We start from the raw sequence: 17,343 nt of genomic DNA, 5'->3' as shown, positions 1-17,343 counted from the left end.
GCTGGCTTGCGAGCGATGCAGACACCTCGTTTTGTCAGATTGACCGAGGTGATGCTATCGCTGGCAAGCCAGCTCCCACAGGTATTGCATTGCAGTCAGCTAGACGGGTTTAGACGCCCAAGTAATCGAGGATCCCTTCGGCAGCATTGCGGCCTTCGAAGATCGCCGTCACCACCAGGTCGGAACCGCGCACCATGTCGCCACCGGCAAAGATTTTCGGATTGCTGGTCTGGTGCTTGTACTGACCTTGCTCAGGCGCAACAACGCGGCCCTGGCTGTCGGTCTGGATCTCGAACTGCTCGAACCACGGCGCCGGGCTCGGGCGGAAGCCGAAAGCGATAACCACGGCATCGGCCGGGATAATCTCTTCGGAACCCGGGATCGGCTCGGGGCTGCGACGGCCACGGGCGTCCGGTTCGCCGAGACGGGTCTCGACCACTTTGACGCCTTCGACCTTGTCCTCACCGACGATAGCGATCGGCTGGCGGTTGTAGAGGAATTTCACGCCTTCTTCCTTGGCGTTCTTCACCTCTTTGCGCGAGCCGGGCATGTTCGCTTCGTCACGACGATAAGCGCAGGTCACCGACTTGGCGCCCTGACGGATCGACGTGCGGTTGCAGTCCATCGCCGTGTCACCGCCGCCCAGCACCACAACCTTCTTGCCTTTCATGTCGACGAAATCTTCCGGCGACTTTTCAAAGCCCAGGTTGCGATTGACGTTGGCAATGAGGAAGTCCAGCGCGTCATACACGCCCGGCAGATCCTCACCGGCAAAACCGCCCTTCATGTAGGTGTAGGTGCCCATGCCCATGAACACCGCATCGTATTCGGCGAGCAGTTGTTCCATGGTCACGTCTTTGCCGACTTCGGTATTCAGACGGAACTCGATGCCCATGCCAGTGAAGACTTCGCGACGATTGCTCAGCACGGTCTTTTCCAGCTTGAACTCGGGGATGCCGAAGGTCAGCAAACCACCGATTTCCGGGTTCTTGTCGAACACCACCGGGGTCACGCCGCCGCGTACCAGCACGTCGGCACAACCCAGGCCCGCCGGGCCCGCACCGATGATCGCGACACGTTTGCCGGTCGGTTTGACCTTGGACATGTCCGGGCGCCAGCCCATGGCGAACGCGGTGTCGGTGATGTACTTCTCGACCGATCCGATGGTCACCGCGCCGAAGCCGTCGTTAAGGGTGCAGGCACCCTCGCACAGACGATCCTGCGGGCACACCCGGCCGCAAACTTCCGGCAGGGTGTTGGTCTGGTGCGACAGCTCGGCGGCCTGAAGGATGTTGCCCTCGGCCACCAGCTTCAACCAGTTGGGAATGAAGTTGTGTACCGGGCACTTCCATTCGCAATACGGGTTGCCGCAACCCAGGCAGCGGTGAGCCTGATCGGCCGACTGCTGGGGTTTGAACGGTTCGTAGATTTCGACGAACTCTTTCTTGCGTTGACGCAACAGTTTCTTCTTCGGATCTTTGCGCCCGACATCGATGAACTGGAAGTCGTTATTCAGACGTTCAGCCATTGTTAAAACCTCATCAAACTCTTCAGGCGCATATCACTGCGGGTTGGCACGAGTGCTGGAAAGCAACGATTTCAGGTTGGCAGCCTTGGGCTTGACCAGCCAGAAACGGCGCAGGTAGTCATCGAGGTTTTCGGCGAGTTCACGACCCCACTCGCTGTCGGTTTCCGCGACGTACTCGTTCAGCACGTTTTGCAGGTGGCTGCGATAGGCTTCCATCGCCTCGCCGCTGATCCGCTGGATTTCCACCAGTTCGTGGTTGACCCGGTCAACGAAGGTGTTGTCCTGATCGAGCACGTAGGCGAAACCACCGGTCATGCCAGAGCCGAAGTTGTAACCGGTCTTGCCCAGCACGCAGACAAAACCACCGGTCATGTACTCACAGCAGTGATCGCCAGTGCCTTCCACAACCGTGTGGGCACCGGAGTTGCGCACGGCGAAACGCTCGCCTGCAGTGCCGGCGGCGAACAACTTGCCGCCCGTGGCGCCATACAGACAGGTGTTGCCGATGATGGCGCTTTCCTGAGTTTTGTAAACGCTGCCCTTCGGCGGCACGATGGTCAGCTTGCCACCGGTCATGCCTTTGCCGACGTAGTCGTTGGCATCGCCTTCGAGGTACATGTTCAGACCGCCGGCGTTCCACACGCCGAAGCTCTGACCGGCAGTGCCTTTGAAGCGGAAGGTGATCGGCGCTTTCGCCATCCCTTGGTTGCCATGCTTGCGGGCGATTTCGCCGGAGATCCGCGCGCCGATCGAACGGTCGCAGTTGCAGATATCCAGATCGAACTCGGCGCCGCTCATGTCGTTGATCGCCGACGAAGCCATCTCGACCATTTTCTCGGCCAGCAGGCCTTGGTCGAATGGTGGGTTGCGCTCAACGCCGCAGAACTGCGGTTTGTCCGCCGGGATGTGATCGCTGCCCAACAGCGGCGTCAGGTCCAGGTGGTTTTGCTTGGCGGTCTGGCCTTCGAGGATTTCCAGCAGATCGGTGCGACCGATCAACTCTTCGAGGGAGCGTACGCCGAGCTTGGCCAGCCACTCACGGGTTTCCTCGGCGACGTAGGTGAAGAAATTCACCACCATGTCGACGGTACCGATGTAGTGATCCTTGCGCAGCTTCTCGTTCTGCGTCGCAACGCCGGTGGCGCAGTTGTTCAGGTGGCAGATACGCAGGTATTTGCAGCCCAGCGCGATCATTGGCGCGGTGCCGAAGCCGAAGCTTTCGGCGCCAAGGATTGCTGCCTTGATCACGTCGAGGCCGGTTTTCAGGCCGCCGTCAGTCTGCACCCGGACTTTGCCGCGCAGGTCGTTGCCGCGCAGGGTCTGGTGGGTTTCAGCGAGGCCGAGTTCCCACGGTGCGCCAGCGTATTTGATCGAAGTCAGCGGCGAAGCACCGGTGCCACCGTCGTAGCCGGAGATGGTGATCAAGTCCGCGTAGGCCTTGGCCACACCGGCGGCGATGGTGCCGACGCCTGCTTCTGCAACCAGTTTCACCGAAACCAGCGCCTTCGGGTTGACCTGTTTCAAGTCGAAAATCAGCTGCGACAAGTCTTCGATCGAATAGATGTCGTGGTGCGGCGGTGGCGAAATCAGCGTCACGCCCGGCACTGCGTAACGCAGCTTGGCGATCAGCCCGTTGACTTTACCGCCCGGCAGTTGCCCGCCCTCGCCCGGCTTGGCGCCCTGTGCGACCTTGATCTGCAGCACTTCAGCGTTGACCAGGTATTCCGGGGTTACGCCGAAACGGCCAGTCGCGACCTGCTTGATTTTCGAGCTCTTGATGGTGCCGTAACGCGCCGGATCTTCACCACCTTCGCCGGAGTTGGAACGCGCACCGAGGCGGTTCATGGCTTCAGCCAGGGCTTCGTGAGCTTCCGGCGACAGTGCGCCCAGCGAGATACCGGCGGAGTCGAAGCGCTTGAGCACCGATTCCAGCGGCTCGATTTCACTGATGTCCAGCGGCGTATCGAGGGTCTTGACCTTGAACAGGTCGCGGATCATCGACACCGGACGGTTGTCCACCAGTGAGGTGTATTCCTTGAACTTGGCGTAGTCGCCCTGCTGCACAGCGGCTTGCAGGGTGTTGACCACGTCCGGGTTGTACGCGTGATATTCGCCACCGTGGACGAACTTCAGCAGACCGCCCTGCTGGATCGGCTTGCGCGGACTCCAGGCTTCGCTGGCCAGCGCTTTCTGCTCGGCTTCGATGTCGACGAAACGCGCACCCTTGATGCGGCTCGGCACACCACGGAAGCTCAGGTCGCAGACTTCTTCGGACAGGCCGATGGCTTCGAACAACTGAGCGCCACGGTACGAAGCGATGGTCGAGATGCCCATCTTCGACAGAATCTTCAGCAGACCTTTGGTGATGCCTTTGCGGTAGTTCTTGAACACCTCATAGAGGTCGCCCAGCACTTCACCGGTACGGATCAGGTCGCCCAGCACTTCGTAAGCCAGGAACGGATAGACCGCCGAGGCGCCGAAACCGATCAGCACCGCAAAGTGATGCGGGTCACGGGCGGTAGCGGTTTCAACAAGGATGTTGGAATCGCAGCGCAGGCCTTTTTCGGTCAGCCGGTGGTGCACGGCACCGGTCGCCAGCGAGGCGTGGATCGGCAGCTTGCCTGGGGCGATATGACGGTCGCTCAGAACGATCTGGGTACGACCGGCGCGCACGGCTTCTTCAGCCTGATCGGCAACGTTGCGGATGGCCGCTTCGAGGCCAACGCTTTCGTCGTAGTTGAGGTCGATGATCTGCCGTTCGAAACCCGGGCGGTCGAGGTTCATCAGCGAGCGCCACTTGGCCGGCGAGATCACTGGCGAGCTGAGGATCACGCGCGAGGCGTGTTCCGGCGACTCCTGGAAAATGTTGCGCTCGGCACCGAGGCAGATTTCCAGCGACATCACGATCGCTTCACGCAGCGGGTCGATCGGCGGGTTGGTGACCTGCGCGAACTGCTGACGGAAATAGTCGTACGGCGTGCGCACACGCTGGGACAGCACGGCCATCGGCGTGTCGTCGCCCATCGAGCCAACGGCTTCGTAGCCTTGCTCGCCAAGCGGACGCAGGACCTGATCGCGCTCTTCGAACGTGACCTGATACATCTTCATGTATTGCTTGAGCTGATCGACGTCGTAAAACGCCGAACCGTGGTCGTTGTCTTCCATGGTCGCCTGAATGCGCAGGGCATTCTTGCGCAGCCATTGCTTGTACGGATGACGGGATTTCAGACGGTTGTCGATCGCATCGGTGTCGAGGATCTGCCCGGTTTCGGTGTCCACCGCGAAGATCTGCCCAGGGCCGACACGGCCTTTGGCAATCACGTCTTCCGGCTTGTAATCCCACACGCCGATTTCCGACGCGAGGGTAATGAAACCGTTGGTGGTGGTGACCCAGCGCGCCGGGCGCAGACCGTTACGGTCGAGCAGGCACACCGCGTAACGACCGTCAGTCATCACCACGCCGGCCGGGCCGTCCCACGGTTCCATGTGCATCGAGTTGTACTCGTAGAACGCACGCAGATCCGGGTCCATGGTTTCGACGTTCTGCCACGCCGGCGGAATGATCATCCGCACGCCACGGAACAGGTCGATACCACCGGTGACCATCAGCTCGAGCATGTTGTCCATGCTCGAGGAGTCGGAACCGACACGGTTGACCAGCGGGCCGAGCTCTTCCAGATCCATCAGATCGTTGCTGAACTTGGTCCGACGGGCCTGCGCCCAGTTACGGTTACCGGTAATGGTGTTGATCTCGCCGTTGTGGGCGAGAAAGCGGAATGGCTGCGCCAGCGGCCATTTCGGCAGGGTGTTGGTGGAGAAGCGCTGGTGGAACACGCAGATCGCGGTTTGCAGGCGCTCGTCACTCAGGTCCGGATAAAACGCGGCCAGATCGGCCGGCATCATCAGGCCTTTATAGATGATGGTTTTGTGCGAAAAGCTGCAGATGTAGTGGTCGGAGTCGACGGCGTTGGATACCGACGAACGGCGACGGGCACTGAACAGCTTCACGGCCATGTCCTGATCGCTCAGGCCTTCGCCGCCGATGTACACCTGCTCGATCTGCGGCAGGCGCTCGAGAGCGAGGCGGCCGAGGACGCTGGTGTCGATTGGCACTTTACGCCAGCCGATCAGTTGCAGGCCTTCAGCGAGGATCTCGCGGTTCATGTTCTCGCGAGCGGCTTCGGCCTTGACCGGATCCTGGTTGAAGAAAACCATGCCCACCGCGTATTGCTTGGGCAACTCGACGCTGAAGGTTTCCTGGGCAATGGCTCGCAGGAACGCGTCAGGTTTTTGAATCAGCAGACCGCAACCGTCACCGGTCTTGCCGTCGGCATTAATCCCACCGCGGTGGGTCATGCAGGTCAGGGCCTCGATGGCCGTTTGCAAAAGGGTATGACTGGGCTCGCCCTGCATATGGGCTATCAGGCCGAAACCGCAGTTATCCTTGAATTCATCTGGTTGGTACAGACCTGCTTTCATAGACACTTTCTCACCAGGCTGCCTCTTTTCGAGGCAAATTTCTTTTCAATTCAACCACTTGCGTCCTGCGCCGAACGTACGCCGGCTTGGCGGGGGCAAAAGGGTGGTCATTGTACACAGCGACACAGAGGCTCACAAATTTGACGACGAAATGTCGCAAATTCATGTCGCATTTGTGAAAGGTTTAAAGCGATCTGCTGTGCTAGTCAAAACTTTTTTAATTTTGACCGCAACGACTCAAAGACTACTGTAACGCAGACACCACAAGGCACGCGGTCTGTAGAGACGGCGCGCACTTGCAGAAATTTTGAGGTGCTTGGAGAGGCGGCCTGGGTAAGGCCGCCGAATCTTCAGCGAGTTGTTGCCAGTTCCTGTTGGACGCTGGCGACAGTGCGAGGCCAAGGTTTACCAGCCTGAACCTTCGCTGGCAAGGCCTTGATGGCAGAAACGGCTGCATCACGATTGGCGAAGTTGCCATAGGTGATCACATAGAGAGGCTTGCCGTTGAGCACTTTCTTGAAATAACGGTACTCGCCGCCCTGCTCTTTGACGAAGTTTTGCGCCGCCGCTTCAGAGCTGGTGCCGAGGATCTGCACCACGTAGTTGCCGGTCGGCTGACCGGCGTACCAGCTGCCACCGGCGGCTTTGGCAACGGTCACCGGCTTCTCGGCCGGTTTGGCAGCGGCGACTGGCTTGGCTGGCGCTGGAGCCGGTTTGGCGACTGGCGCGGCTGGAGCAGGCTTGGCGGTGGCAACTTGCGTCGGCGCCGGGGCGGGCTTGGCGGCTGGCAACGGAACCGGTGTCGGCGCGGGACCGGCCGGAACGCCCGCAGGCGGTGCGGAAGTGGTTACGGTCGGCGGGGTATTGCTGGAACCTTCCAGTGGCACACCATCGTCGCCTTCGGTAATACCGCCGGCCGCTTCGGCCAACGGGCCGCGCATGACCGGTTGCGAGTTGCCGACCAGCGGCAACGGCATCGGCTGTGTATTACCGGCGAACTCGACGTTCGGCGCGCCGCCATTGGCTGCGCCCTGGCCCAATGGCAACTGTGCCTGCTCATTGGCCGGTGCACCGGTGGTCGGCGCCTTGTTGCGACCCGGCATCAGCCAGGCGGCAGCGACCGCGACCACAACGACGGCGGAAATGGCCAATACGTGTTTCTTCGGCATGTTGAACCCCATACTTGGACGCTTGACCGCTGAGCGGCTGGCAATCATGACTTCGATCAGAGCATCGCGAGCGACCTGGTTGATGTTGCCCGGCCAACCCTCGGCACTTTCGTGAATATCAGAGATCTGATCTGCGGTGAAAAGTTCGACACCCCGGCCGGCACCTTCGAGCCGTTGGTCGAGATATTCGCGAGTCTCTTCTTCGGTGTAAGGCTGCAACTCGATGACGTGAAAGCGCTCTTCCTCAAGGTGCAAAGCCTCAAGCTGAGCGATCAGCGACGACTCACCGAACAGGAACACGTGCGGGCGACCTTCCGGTGCGCCGGCACCCAGCGCCATCAGCGCTTCGAGGGCGGATTCATCGAGCTGCTCGGCGTCATCCACCAACAGATAGACTTCCTGACCGGTCAACGCGAGTTGCACCACTTGTTCCAGAATCGCGCCAACATCGGCCTGAGCGACATTCAGTGCCTGCGCCACTTGGCGCAGCACGCCAGCGGCATCACCGGCGCCACGGGCGGAAACCACCACGCTCTGCACCGACTGCTTGTTGGTGCTGGCGACCAGCGCCTGGCGCAGCAGCGTCTTGCCGCTGCCTTGCGGGCCAGTGACCACCAGTAGCAACTGGCTGTAACGCGCCAGATGATGCAACTGCCCCAGCACCGGTTTGCGCTGGGCCGGGAAGAACTTGAAGCCCGGCACGCGTGGCGCGAACGGGTCGTGACTTAACTGGAAATGGCCGAGGAACGCCTCGTCGGCATGCAAACTAGTCATCGGAATCTTATTAACCTTTAAGCTGAGCCAGGGCGCGGTAATCCGCTCCCAGCGTGGCCTGTAGAACCTCTTTCGGATAATCGTCGGTCACTACCGCTTCGCCCATCCGGCGCAGCAGCACCAGGCGCAGACGACCGTCGATCACTTTTTTGTCGATTGCCATGTGTTGAAGAAAATCGGCCTCGGTCATTTCAGTCGGTGGCACCACCGGCAGACCGGCGCGCTGGAACAGGCGGATACCGCGATCGCGTTCCTCATCACTGATCCAGCCCAGACGCGCAGACATCTCCAGCGCCATCACCGTGCCAGCTGCGACCGCTTCCCCATGCAACCAGACACCATAGCCCATGTGGGTCTCGATGGCGTGACCAAAGGTGTGGCCAAGGTTGAGCGTGGCGCGCACACCGGTTTCCTTCTCATCGGCGCCGACCACCGCAGCCTTGGCTGCGCAGGAGCGCTCGATGGCGTAAGTCAGGGCTTTCTGGTCCAGTGCGCGCAGGGCGTCGACGTTGTCTTCGAGCCAGGTCAGGAACGGCTCGTCGCAGATCAGCCCGTACTTGATGACTTCCGCCAGGCCAGCAGACAGTTCGCGCTCTGGCAGGGTTTTCAGGGACGCCGTATCGATCAGCACCACGTTCGGCTGATAGAACGCGCCGACCATGTTCTTGCCCAGCGGATGGTTGATACCGGTCTTGCCGCCCACCGATGAATCGACCTGAGAAAGCAAAGTGGTTGGAATCTGGATGAAGTCGACGCCGCGCTGATAGCAGGATGCGGCGAAACCGGCCATGTCGCCGATCACACCGCCGCCCAAGGCGATCACGGTGGTGCGGCGATCATGACGGGCGGTCAGCAGACCGTCGAAGATCAGTTGCAGGGTTTCCCAGTTCTTGAAGGCTTCGCCGTCCGGCAGCACCACGGAGATCACCGAGAACTGCGCGAGGCTGCGGGTCAGACGTTCAAGATAGAGCGGCGCAACGGTCTCATTGGAGATGATTGCCACTTGCCGCCCATGGATGTGCGGAGCCAGCAACTCGGGCTGATCCAACAAACCTTCGCCAATATGAATCGGGTAGCTGCGCTCGCCTAGATCGACCTTGAGTGTCTGCATGTGTCCCCACAGTGAAGATGGAAGCAGGCGTCCTGCCCTGAATTATTGGTTGTCTGCGGCCTACAGCGGGTATGACGCCGCTCGCACGCCATCCGCCACAACCTCGACGGGCTGTGACAGGACGCCGAGGATAGCGCATTTCGAACGATGCTTTAACGGGGTGGAAGCTGCGCCAGACGATCAAGAATGTCGAGCACCACCATGCGTGGCGGCCGTTCGTCGGTTTCCACCACCAGATCGGCGATTTCCCGATAGAGCGGATCGCGGATCGCCAGCAGGTCGCGCAGGGTTTTCTCCGGATTGGCGGTGCGCAGCAACGGCCGATTGCGGTCGCGCGCCGTGCGGCCGACTTGCTGTTCGACGGAGGCGTGCAGATACACCACTCGCCCACCCTCATGCAGGGCCTTGCGATTGGCATCGCGCATGACGGCGCCACCGCCGGTCGCCAAGACCACGCCGTCGAACGCGCACAGCTCGGCAATCATCGCCTGCTCACGGTCACGAAAGCCGGGCTCGCCTTCCTTGTCGAAGATCCACGGGATATTGGCGCCCGTGCGCAGTTCAATTTCCTTGTCGGAATCTTTGAACGGCAGGCGCAGCTCTTTGGCCAGCAACCGGCCGATGGTGCTTTTGCCAGCGCCCATCGGTCCTACAAGAATCAAATTTCGCACAGAATCAACGACTCACAGCAATCGCCTGGTTATTCATGATACGTGGTGTGAGAAATACCAGCAGCTCGGATTTTTTCTCCGAAACCACATCACGCCGGAAAAGGCGGCCAAGATACGGCACATCGCCAAGAAATGGCACCTTATCTACGACCTTGCTTTGAGTATTTGAGAAAACACCGCCAATCACGATGGTTTCGCCGTCGTTGACCAGCACTTTGGCGTTGACCTCGTTTTTCTTGATTGGCGGCACATCCTGCACTTTGTTCAGGTAGTCCGGTTCGTCCTTGGTGACCTTGACCTCCATGATAATGCGGTTGTCGGGAGTGATCTGCGGCGTCACTTCCAGCGATAGCGAGGCTTCCTTGAACGACACCGAAGTCGCACCACTGGAGCTGGCTTCCTGATACGGAATTTCAGTGCCTTTGAGGATTTTGGCGGTTTCCTTGTCGGAGGTGACCACTTTCGGTTGCGAGACGATTTCACCGTTGCCGGTTTTCTCCATCGCTGTCAGCTCAAGATCGAGCAGGACATTGTCAGTGATGAAGGCAATGCCAATCCCTGAAGTATTGCCCACGGTACCCATGTCGACGAACGGTGAGTTGGTGCTGGTGCTGCCGGGTGTACCAATGGTGGTCGACGAACCGTTGACTCCGGAGGCGTTCCAGTTGCCCTTGTTCTGAATCGACCCGCCCCAGCGCACACCCAGACTTTTATCGTAATCGACGTTGGCCTCGACAATTCGCGCCTCGATCATTACCTGACGCACCGGGATATCCAGCTGTGCCACGATTCGCCGCAGTTCGTCGAGGCGATCCTGGGTCTGGTAGGCGATGATGTTGTTGGTCCGTTCATCGACGGTAATCGAACCGCGTTCATCGATTTTCGCTTCGGCACTGGTCACCGACTGGAACAACTTGGCGATGTCTGCTGCCTTGGCGTAGTTCACTTGCAGCAGCTCACGGCGCAACGGCGCCAGTTCGGCGATCTGTTTTTGCGACTCCAGTTCCTGGCGCTCGCGTGCTGCGATTTCATCGGCTGGAGCGACCAGCAGCACGTTACCGATCTTGCGTTTATCCAGGCCTTTGGTTTTCAACACCAGATCCAGCGCCTGATCCCACGGCACGTTTTGCAGGCGCAAGGTGATGCCACCCTGCACCGTGTCGCTGGCGACCAGATTGAGATTGGTGAAGTCGGCGATCAGTTGCAGCACCGAGCGCACATCAATGTCCTGGAAGTTCAGCGAAAGCTTTTCGCCCACGTACGCCTGACGGTCAGCGTTGCGTTTTTGCAGGTCATCGACCGTCATTGGGCGGATGCTGACGGTCAGTTTGTTGTCGGTCTGGAAGGTGGAGTACTCGTAGGTACCGCTGGGCTCGACGGTAATAACCGTGCGATCAGCGGTCACTGCGGCATTGACGAACTGCACCGGGGTGGCGAAATCCTTGACGTCGAGGCGCACCCGCAGCTTCTCCGGCAACTGCGTGCGGGCGAAACTGAGAATGATCTTGCCGTCATGCTCCTGGATATCCGGGGCGATGGTCGGATCGGAAAGGTCGATGACGACATTGCCTTCGCCTGCTGTTCCACGCTGGAAATCCACACCGCGAATCGCCCGGCTTTTCGGTACAAATGCCTTGGTGGGCGCAATAGCTTTTGCAGTAGCACGAGGCGCAACGACAGCAGGACGCGGCGCAGCTGCCGGTGCGCCCTGACCGACGACCACGAACAGGTTATTGCCCTCGACCCGCGTGGTGTAAGGCGCCAGCTGCGTCAGGCTGACAATCAGCCGCGTGCGCTCCTTGGCTTCGACCACCGTGGCCGTTCGCGCATTGCCACTACCCAGATCGAGGTTCTTGCTCGCCAACTGACTGGCAACACCGGGCAGATCCAGCGCAATCCGCGCCGGTGATTCAGTGGTGTAGCCCTTGGGCTGCGGCGGCGGGCCGTCGAACGACAACTTCAGCTCGACGCGATCACCCGGCAACGCCGCGACATCCAGCGTCTTCAGATTGGCCGCGAGTACCATCGGCGACATCAGCGCTATCCATAGCGAAAAACCGAGGGTGGAGAAAATCCTGTTCATTGTTCGACTTCCACTATGAGTGCTCTTTCAAAGGAATGGTGCGCGGACGCTCCAGCCAGGCGCCTTCGCCGTCGGGCACGATCTCGACCACATCGACCTGGGTGGCGCTGATGGCGACGATGCGACCGTCGTTGCGCCCCAGGTAATCGCCGACTTTCAGCCGGTGCACCGCGCCCGCTCCGCGCAACAACGCGAAGGAGCCGGAAGCATTGGCAATCGTGCCGACCATCTCGAACTGCTCGATGTTGAAACCTTCGAGGTATTGCTTGACCCGGTTGGGGTCGGGTTTGACGTTGCGTGAGCCATGTTTCTGCCCGGCCAGATCGACCCGCACCTGGCGCGAGAACGGACTGCGCAGGTTGGCCGCGCTGTAAGTGAATGTGGGGTAAGACCGGAATGTCGGGGTTGGTTCAATCTTGCCTGCCGGGCGCAGGCGCACTTCGTTCAGGTAGGCATCGAGATCGCTGAAGTCATCGCTGCCACCACAACCGTTCAGCGCGAGCAGCGCCATCGACAACGCGATGTAACGAATCGGGCTCATTTCTGCAGCCCCTTGTCGTTATAGCGATAGGTCTTGGCAAGGATGCTCATGCGCAGCTTCGGCCCGCCCTCTTTATCGGCAGGAGCGAGTTCGAAATCATGCAAGGTGACAATGCGCGGCAGCCCGGCCACGCCACTGACGAAAGTGGCCAGGTCGTGATAGGCGCCGGTGACGGTGATCTGGATCGGTAGCTCGATGTAAAACTGCTGAGTGACCTCCGGCAGCAGTTTGATCTCTTCGAACTCCAGGCCACTGCCCAGGCCAGTACGGGTGATGTCTTCGAGCAGGCCCGGCACTTCGGTGTCACTGGGCAATTGCCGCAGCAGCACGCCGAAGGTATTTTCCATTTCCTTCATTTGCTGGGTGTACAGCTCGAGATTGGCTGACAGGCGCGCCTTGCTGGCGAACTGTTCCTTGAGCGCGACTTCTTCTTCGCGCTTGGCCTCCAGCTGGTTTTCCAGATCGCTGATGAAAAAGTTATAGCCAAGCGCCAACACCAGCACCATCAACAGCGCTCCGGCCATGGCTTTCACGGCGGCCGGCCAGGAACCGATGTTGCTGGTGTCGAGATCGTTGAAATCAATGTCGCGCAGACTTTCCAGCCATTCGGACGGCTTCATTGCTCGTCCTCCACGGTGCGGGGTTGGGTCTGCCGTACCGTCAGTTCAAAGGTGTTGGCCTGATCCACCTGGCCTGCAGTCGTTGCCTTCACCTCATTGAGGCTCGGTGCGTCGAACCAGTCGGAGGCCTCCAGATTGCGCATCAGGTCTGAGACCCGATTGTTCGATTCGGCAGCACCACTGATCGACAGGGTTTTGCCGACCATCTTCACATCGGTGAAATACACGCCGTCCGGCAGCGTACGCGCCAGCTGATCGAAGATTCGCCCGCTGATCTGCCGGTTGCCCTGCAAATCCTGAATGATGCGCATGCGTTCGACCAATTGCTGACGGCGCGCCTTGAGTTCGCTGATCTGCTTGATCCGCTCGTCGACCACCGCAATCTGCTTGCCGATGTAATCATTGCGCGCCGCTTGACGCGTAATGGCCGCACTGATGATCTGATCGGCAATGAACACCGCACCGACCGAACCGACCACTACGCCGGTCAGCATCAGCAGAAAGCGCTTGCGCCGTTCTTCGCGGCGCTCCTCGCGCCAAGGTAAAAGGTTGATCCGCGCCATCAGTCGAAACTCCTGAGCGCGAGCCCGCAGGCGATCATCAAGGCCGGCGCGTCACTGGCCAGCGCTCCGGCGTTGACCTTGCTGCTCAAGGCCATATTGGAAAACGGGTTGGCCACTTGCGTCGGTGTGTTCAAGCGCTGCTCGATCAGCCGGTCCAGCCCTGGGACTGACGCCGTACCACCGGCGAGCAGAATGTGGTCGACCGCGTTGTATTGCCCGGAGGCGAAGAAGAACTGCAACGAGCGTGAAACCTGCTGGACCAGTGCCTCACGAAACGGCTGCAGGACCTCGCTGATGTAATCGTCGGGCAGACCGCCCTGCTTTTTCGCCAGCCCTGCCTGCTCGAGGGTCAAGCCATAACGACGCTGGATTTCTTCGGTCAATTGCCGGCCGCCGAACAATTGCTCGCGGGTATAGATGATCTTGCCGTTGTGCAGGACGCTGAGGGTGGTCATGGTCGCGCCGATGTCGACCACCGCGACGGTCAGGCGCTCCTGCGAGGCCGCCAGTTGCGTCGCAAGCAAGCCGAATGAACGCTCCAGCGCATAGGCCTCGACATCGACCACCCGCGCCGTCAGGCCGGCGAGGGCAAGCGCCGCTTCACGGACTTCGACGTTTTCCTTGCGACAGGCGGCGAGCAACACGTTGACCCGCTCGGGATTGCGCGGCGATACACCTTGGACTTCGAAATCGATGGCGACTTCGTCCAGCGGGTAGGGAATATATTGGTCGGCTTCGATCTTGAGCTGGTTTTCCAGCTCGTCGTCGGACAGCCCGGCGTCCATTTCGATGACTTTGGTGATCACCGCAGAACCGGCCACCGCGACCGCCACGCTCTTGAGCCCGGTGCGCGCCTTGACCAGCACACGGCTCAGGGCCTGACCGACGCCTTCAAGTTCGGCGATGTTTTTTTCGACCACGGCGTTGACCGGCAACGGCTCTACCGCATACGCCTCGACCCGGTAGCGATCACCCTGACGGCTCAGTTCCAGCAGCTTCACTGACGTGGAACTGATGTCGATCCCCAGTAACGTATTGGCCTTTTTATTGAAGAGTCCCAGCACTACCAATTCCCTATGACTTTCCGTGAGTTACGGACTCTGTAATACGCATTGCGTTCCTTCACCCCGTCTTGACAGAAGCGCAAATGACGCCCCCAGCAGAAAAGTGCTTATAATGCCCAGCGTTTTTTTCCGCTTTTTACTGCAAGCGCGGATGGTTCTGTGTGTAGCCGGAGCCCCGTCGCCAAATTCATTCTTTGCCCTGGATGTCCAAAAGCCTTGATTCGTCTGCTGAAATTTTTCGGTTGGTCCATCGTCGCCGTTTTCTGCGGACTGCTTTTAGGTCTCAGCGGCGCGTTTCTTTACCTTAGTCCGGGTTTGCCGTCTGTGGAGGCTCTGCGAAGCATTCAGTTGCAGATTCCGTTGCGGGTCTACAGCAGCGACAACAAGTTGATCGCAGAATTTGGCGAAATGCGCCGTACACCGATCCGTTTCGCCGACATTCCCCCCAATTTCATTAATGCGTTACTAAGTGCTGAAGACGACAATTTCGCCAACCACTATGGCGTCGATCCGAGCAGCCTGATGCGCGCCGCGACCCAACTGGTCAAGAGCGGACACATTCAGTCCGGTGGCAGCACCATCACCATGCAGGTGGCGAAGAACTTCTTCCTGACCAGCGAACGCAGTTTCTCGCGCAAAACCACCGAAATCCTTCTGGCCCTGCAGATCGAGCGGCAGCTGACCAAGGATGAAATCCTTGAGCTGTACGTGAACAAGATCTATCTGGGCAACCGCGCCTATGGCATCGAAGCGGCGGCGCAGGTGTATTACGGCAAGTCGATCCGTGATGTCAGCCTGGCGCAGATGGCGATGATCGCCGGCCTGCCGAAAGCGCCTTCGCGCTTCAACCCGCTGGCCAACCCGGCACGCAGCAAAGAACGCCGCGACTGGATCCTCGGGCGCATGTACAAGCTCGGCAAGATCAGCGAAGCGGACTACACCGCCGCGATCAACGAGCCGCTGAACGCCAGCTATCACGTGCCAACCCCGGAAGTGAACGCGCCGTACATCGCCGAGATGGCCCGCGCCGAAATGGTCGGCCGCTATGGCAGCGACGCTTACACCGAAGGTTTCCGCGTCACCACCACGGTGCCGAGCAACCTGCAGGAAATGGCTAACACCGCGCTGCACGAAGGCCTGATGACCTACGACCAGCGTCACGGCTACCGTGGCCCCGAGTCGCGCCTGCCGGGCAAGACCCGTGAGGCATGGGCCAGCGAACTGACCAAACAACGCACGATCAGCAGCCTCGAACCGGCCATCGTCACCCAGGTCGACAAGAACGGCCTGCAAGTGCTGACGCGCACCGGCGAAGAGCACGTCGCCTGGGATACCATGAAATGGGCACGACCGTTCCTCAACACCAACAGCATGGGCGCCAATCCGCGTCAGCCGTCGGATGTTGCACAGGTCGGCGATCTGGTTCGCGTGCAGCGCCAGAAAGACAATTCGCTGAAATTCAGCCAGATCCCGCAGGCACAAGGTGCACTGGTGTCGCTGGACCCGCAGAACGGTGCGATTCGCTCGCTGGTCGGCGGTTTCGCCTTCGAGCAGAGCAACTACAACCGCGCCATGCAGGCCAAGCGTCAGCCGGGCTCGAGCTTCAAGCCGTTCGTCTACAGCGCTGCGCTGGACAGCGGCTATACCGCTGCCACGCTGGTCAACGACGCGCCGATCGTGTTCGTCGACGAGTACCTGGACAAGGTCTGGCGTCCGAAGAACGACACCAACACCTTCCTCGGCCCGATCCGTTTGCGTGAAGCGCTGTACAAGTCGCGCAACCTCGTGTCGATCCGCCTGCTGCAGGCGATGGGCGTGGGCAAAACCATCGACTACATCACCCGTTTCGGCTTCAACAAGCAGGATCTGCCGCCAAACCTGTCGCTGGCGCTGGGCACTGCAACGCTGACGCCGATGGAGATTGCCACCGGTTGGAGTACGTTCGCCAACGGCGGCTACAAGATCACTCCGTACATCATCGACAAGATTGAAAGCCGCAACGGCGACACGCTGTTCGTCGCCAACCCGCCGACCGTGCCTCAGGGTGGTTCGGCGACGGACGGTATCGCAGCACCGAACAGCGAGTCGTTTACGGTCAACGCCACACCGGTTGCAGGTGAAGTCCCGGGCAACGCAGCCGTGCCACAAACGCCGGCAGTGGCTGAGCGGATTGTCGATGGTCGCACCACGTACATCCTCAACAGCATGTTGCAGGACGTGATCAAGCTCGGCACCGGCCGTCGCGCACTGGCCATGGGCCGCAGCGATATCGCCGGGAAAACCGGTACCACCAACGAATCGAAAGACGCGTGGTTCTCCGGGTATAACGCCGACTACGTGACCACGGTGTGGACCGGCTTCGATCAGCCGGAAAGCCTCGGACGCCGTGAGTTCGGCGGTACTGTGGCGCTGCCGATCTGGATGAACTACATGTCGGCTGCGCTCAAGGACAAGCCGCCGCACGTGCAGCCTGAGCCGGAAGGTTTGCTGAGCTTGCGTGTGGACCCGGTCAGTGGCCGTGCGGCGACGCCGAGCACACCCGGCGCGTACTTCGAGCTGTTCAAGTCTGAAGACACGCCACCGTCGGTGAATGAACTGGGCAATGGCGCCGTACCGGGCAGCCCGCTGCCAGCAGATGAGCAGGCGCCGATCGACTTGTTCTGATCCAACGGTATTGAAAAGCCCCGCCTTCGTGAGAAGTGCGGGGCTTTTTTATGGCTGAAGATCAAGAGCCCCTCAC

Annotated in this window: 11 protein-coding genes; 1 reads left to right on the top strand and 10 read right to left on the bottom strand. The window is 60.1% G+C overall.

Features of this window, described 5'->3' with window-relative positions:
* Positions 1 to 109 precede the first annotated feature (109 nt).
* The 10 genes from PMI23_RS16480 to PMI23_RS16435 all read right to left on the bottom strand — a co-directional run bounded on the left by PMI23_RS16480 (position 110) and on the right by PMI23_RS16435 (position 14,603).
* Positions 110 to 1,528, bottom strand: coding sequence for an FAD-dependent oxidoreductase (locus PMI23_RS16480; RefSeq protein WP_007909438.1), 1,419 nt, complete (start codon positions 1,526 to 1,528; stop codon positions 110 to 112).
* A gap of 33 nt (positions 1,529 to 1,561) precedes the next feature.
* The gene (gltB, locus tag PMI23_RS16475; protein ID WP_007909434.1) at positions 1,562 to 6,007 is read right to left on the bottom strand and encodes a glutamate synthase large subunit; all 4,446 of its coding nucleotides are present in this window, start codon (positions 6,005 to 6,007) and stop codon (positions 1,562 to 1,564) included.
* A 350-nt stretch (positions 6,008 to 6,357) separates the two neighbouring features.
* The gene (locus tag PMI23_RS16470) at positions 6,358 to 7,950 is read right to left on the bottom strand and encodes an AAA family ATPase (protein WP_007909432.1); all 1,593 of its coding nucleotides are present in this window, start codon (positions 7,948 to 7,950) and stop codon (positions 6,358 to 6,360) included.
* Between the two features lie 10 nt (positions 7,951 to 7,960).
* Complete coding sequence (aroB, locus tag PMI23_RS16465; protein WP_007909430.1) at positions 7,961 to 9,061, bottom strand: 3-dehydroquinate synthase; 1,101 nt, start codon at positions 9,059 to 9,061, stop codon at positions 7,961 to 7,963.
* Between the two features lie 152 nt (positions 9,062 to 9,213).
* Complete coding sequence (gene aroK, locus PMI23_RS16460) at positions 9,214 to 9,732, bottom strand: shikimate kinase AroK (RefSeq protein ID WP_025110261.1); 519 nt, start codon at positions 9,730 to 9,732, stop codon at positions 9,214 to 9,216.
* A gap of 4 nt (positions 9,733 to 9,736) precedes the next feature.
* Positions 9,737 to 11,815, bottom strand: a complete 2,079-nt coding sequence (pilQ, locus tag PMI23_RS16455) for a type IV pilus secretin PilQ family protein (RefSeq protein WP_007949975.1) — start codon at positions 11,813 to 11,815, stop codon at positions 9,737 to 9,739.
* 13 nt (positions 11,816 to 11,828) lie between these two features.
* Positions 11,829 to 12,356 carry a pilus assembly protein PilP gene (locus tag PMI23_RS16450; RefSeq protein WP_007909420.1) on the bottom strand — a complete coding sequence of 176 codons (528 nt, stop codon included), beginning with the start codon at positions 12,354 to 12,356 and terminating at the stop codon, positions 11,829 to 11,831.
* The gene (pilO, locus tag PMI23_RS16445) at positions 12,353 to 12,976 is read right to left on the bottom strand and encodes a type 4a pilus biogenesis protein PilO (protein ID WP_007909415.1); all 624 of its coding nucleotides are present in this window, start codon (positions 12,974 to 12,976) and stop codon (positions 12,353 to 12,355) included. Before pilO ends, PMI23_RS16450 begins: the two co-directional genes overlap by 4 nt.
* Positions 12,973 to 13,539, bottom strand: coding sequence for a PilN domain-containing protein (locus PMI23_RS16440; protein ID WP_007909413.1), 567 nt, complete (start codon positions 13,537 to 13,539; stop codon positions 12,973 to 12,975). Before PMI23_RS16440 ends, pilO begins: the two co-directional genes overlap by 4 nt.
* Positions 13,539 to 14,603, bottom strand: a complete 1,065-nt coding sequence (locus PMI23_RS16435; protein WP_007909411.1) for a pilus assembly protein PilM — start codon at positions 14,601 to 14,603, stop codon at positions 13,539 to 13,541. Before PMI23_RS16435 ends, PMI23_RS16440 begins: the two co-directional genes overlap by 1 nt.
* A 219-nt stretch (positions 14,604 to 14,822) precedes the next feature.
* Between PMI23_RS16435 and PMI23_RS16430 the strand changes: the two genes are divergently transcribed.
* Positions 14,823 to 17,267: a penicillin-binding protein 1A gene (locus tag PMI23_RS16430; RefSeq protein WP_409212650.1), complete on the top strand. Its 2,445-nt coding sequence runs from the start codon at positions 14,823 to 14,825 to the stop codon at positions 17,265 to 17,267.
* Positions 17,268 to 17,343: the final 76 nt, after the last annotated feature.

Source organism: Pseudomonas sp. GM24, assembly GCF_000282235.1.
Lineage (GTDB): Bacteria > Pseudomonadota > Gammaproteobacteria > Pseudomonadales > Pseudomonadaceae > Aquipseudomonas.
This window is presented reverse-complemented; position numbering and strand designations above follow the sequence as displayed.

Excerpts from the sequence above, each read along its gene's own strand:
- PMI23_RS16480 (WP_007909438.1), bottom strand. The coding sequence starts at position 1,528 with ATGGCTGAACGTCTGAATAACGACTTCCAGTTCATCGATGTCGGGCGC.
- gltB (WP_007909434.1), bottom strand. The coding sequence starts at position 6,007 with ATGAAAGCAGGTCTGTACCAACCAGATGAATTCAAGGATAACTGCGGT.
- PMI23_RS16470 (WP_007909432.1), bottom strand. The coding sequence starts at position 7,950 with ATGACTAGTTTGCATGCCGACGAGGCGTTCCTCGGCCATTTCCAGTTA.
- aroB (WP_007909430.1), bottom strand. The coding sequence starts at position 9,061 with ATGCAGACACTCAAGGTCGATCTAGGCGAGCGCAGCTACCCGATTCAT.
- pilQ (WP_007949975.1), bottom strand. The coding sequence starts at position 11,815 with ATGAACAGGATTTTCTCCACCCTCGGTTTTTCGCTATGGATAGCGCTG.
- PMI23_RS16450 (WP_007909420.1), bottom strand. The coding sequence starts at position 12,356 with ATGAGCCCGATTCGTTACATCGCGTTGTCGATGGCGCTGCTCGCGCTG.
- pilO (WP_007909415.1), bottom strand. The coding sequence starts at position 12,976 with ATGAAGCCGTCCGAATGGCTGGAAAGTCTGCGCGACATTGATTTCAAC.
- PMI23_RS16440 (WP_007909413.1), bottom strand. The coding sequence starts at position 13,539 with ATGGCGCGGATCAACCTTTTACCTTGGCGCGAGGAGCGCCGCGAAGAA.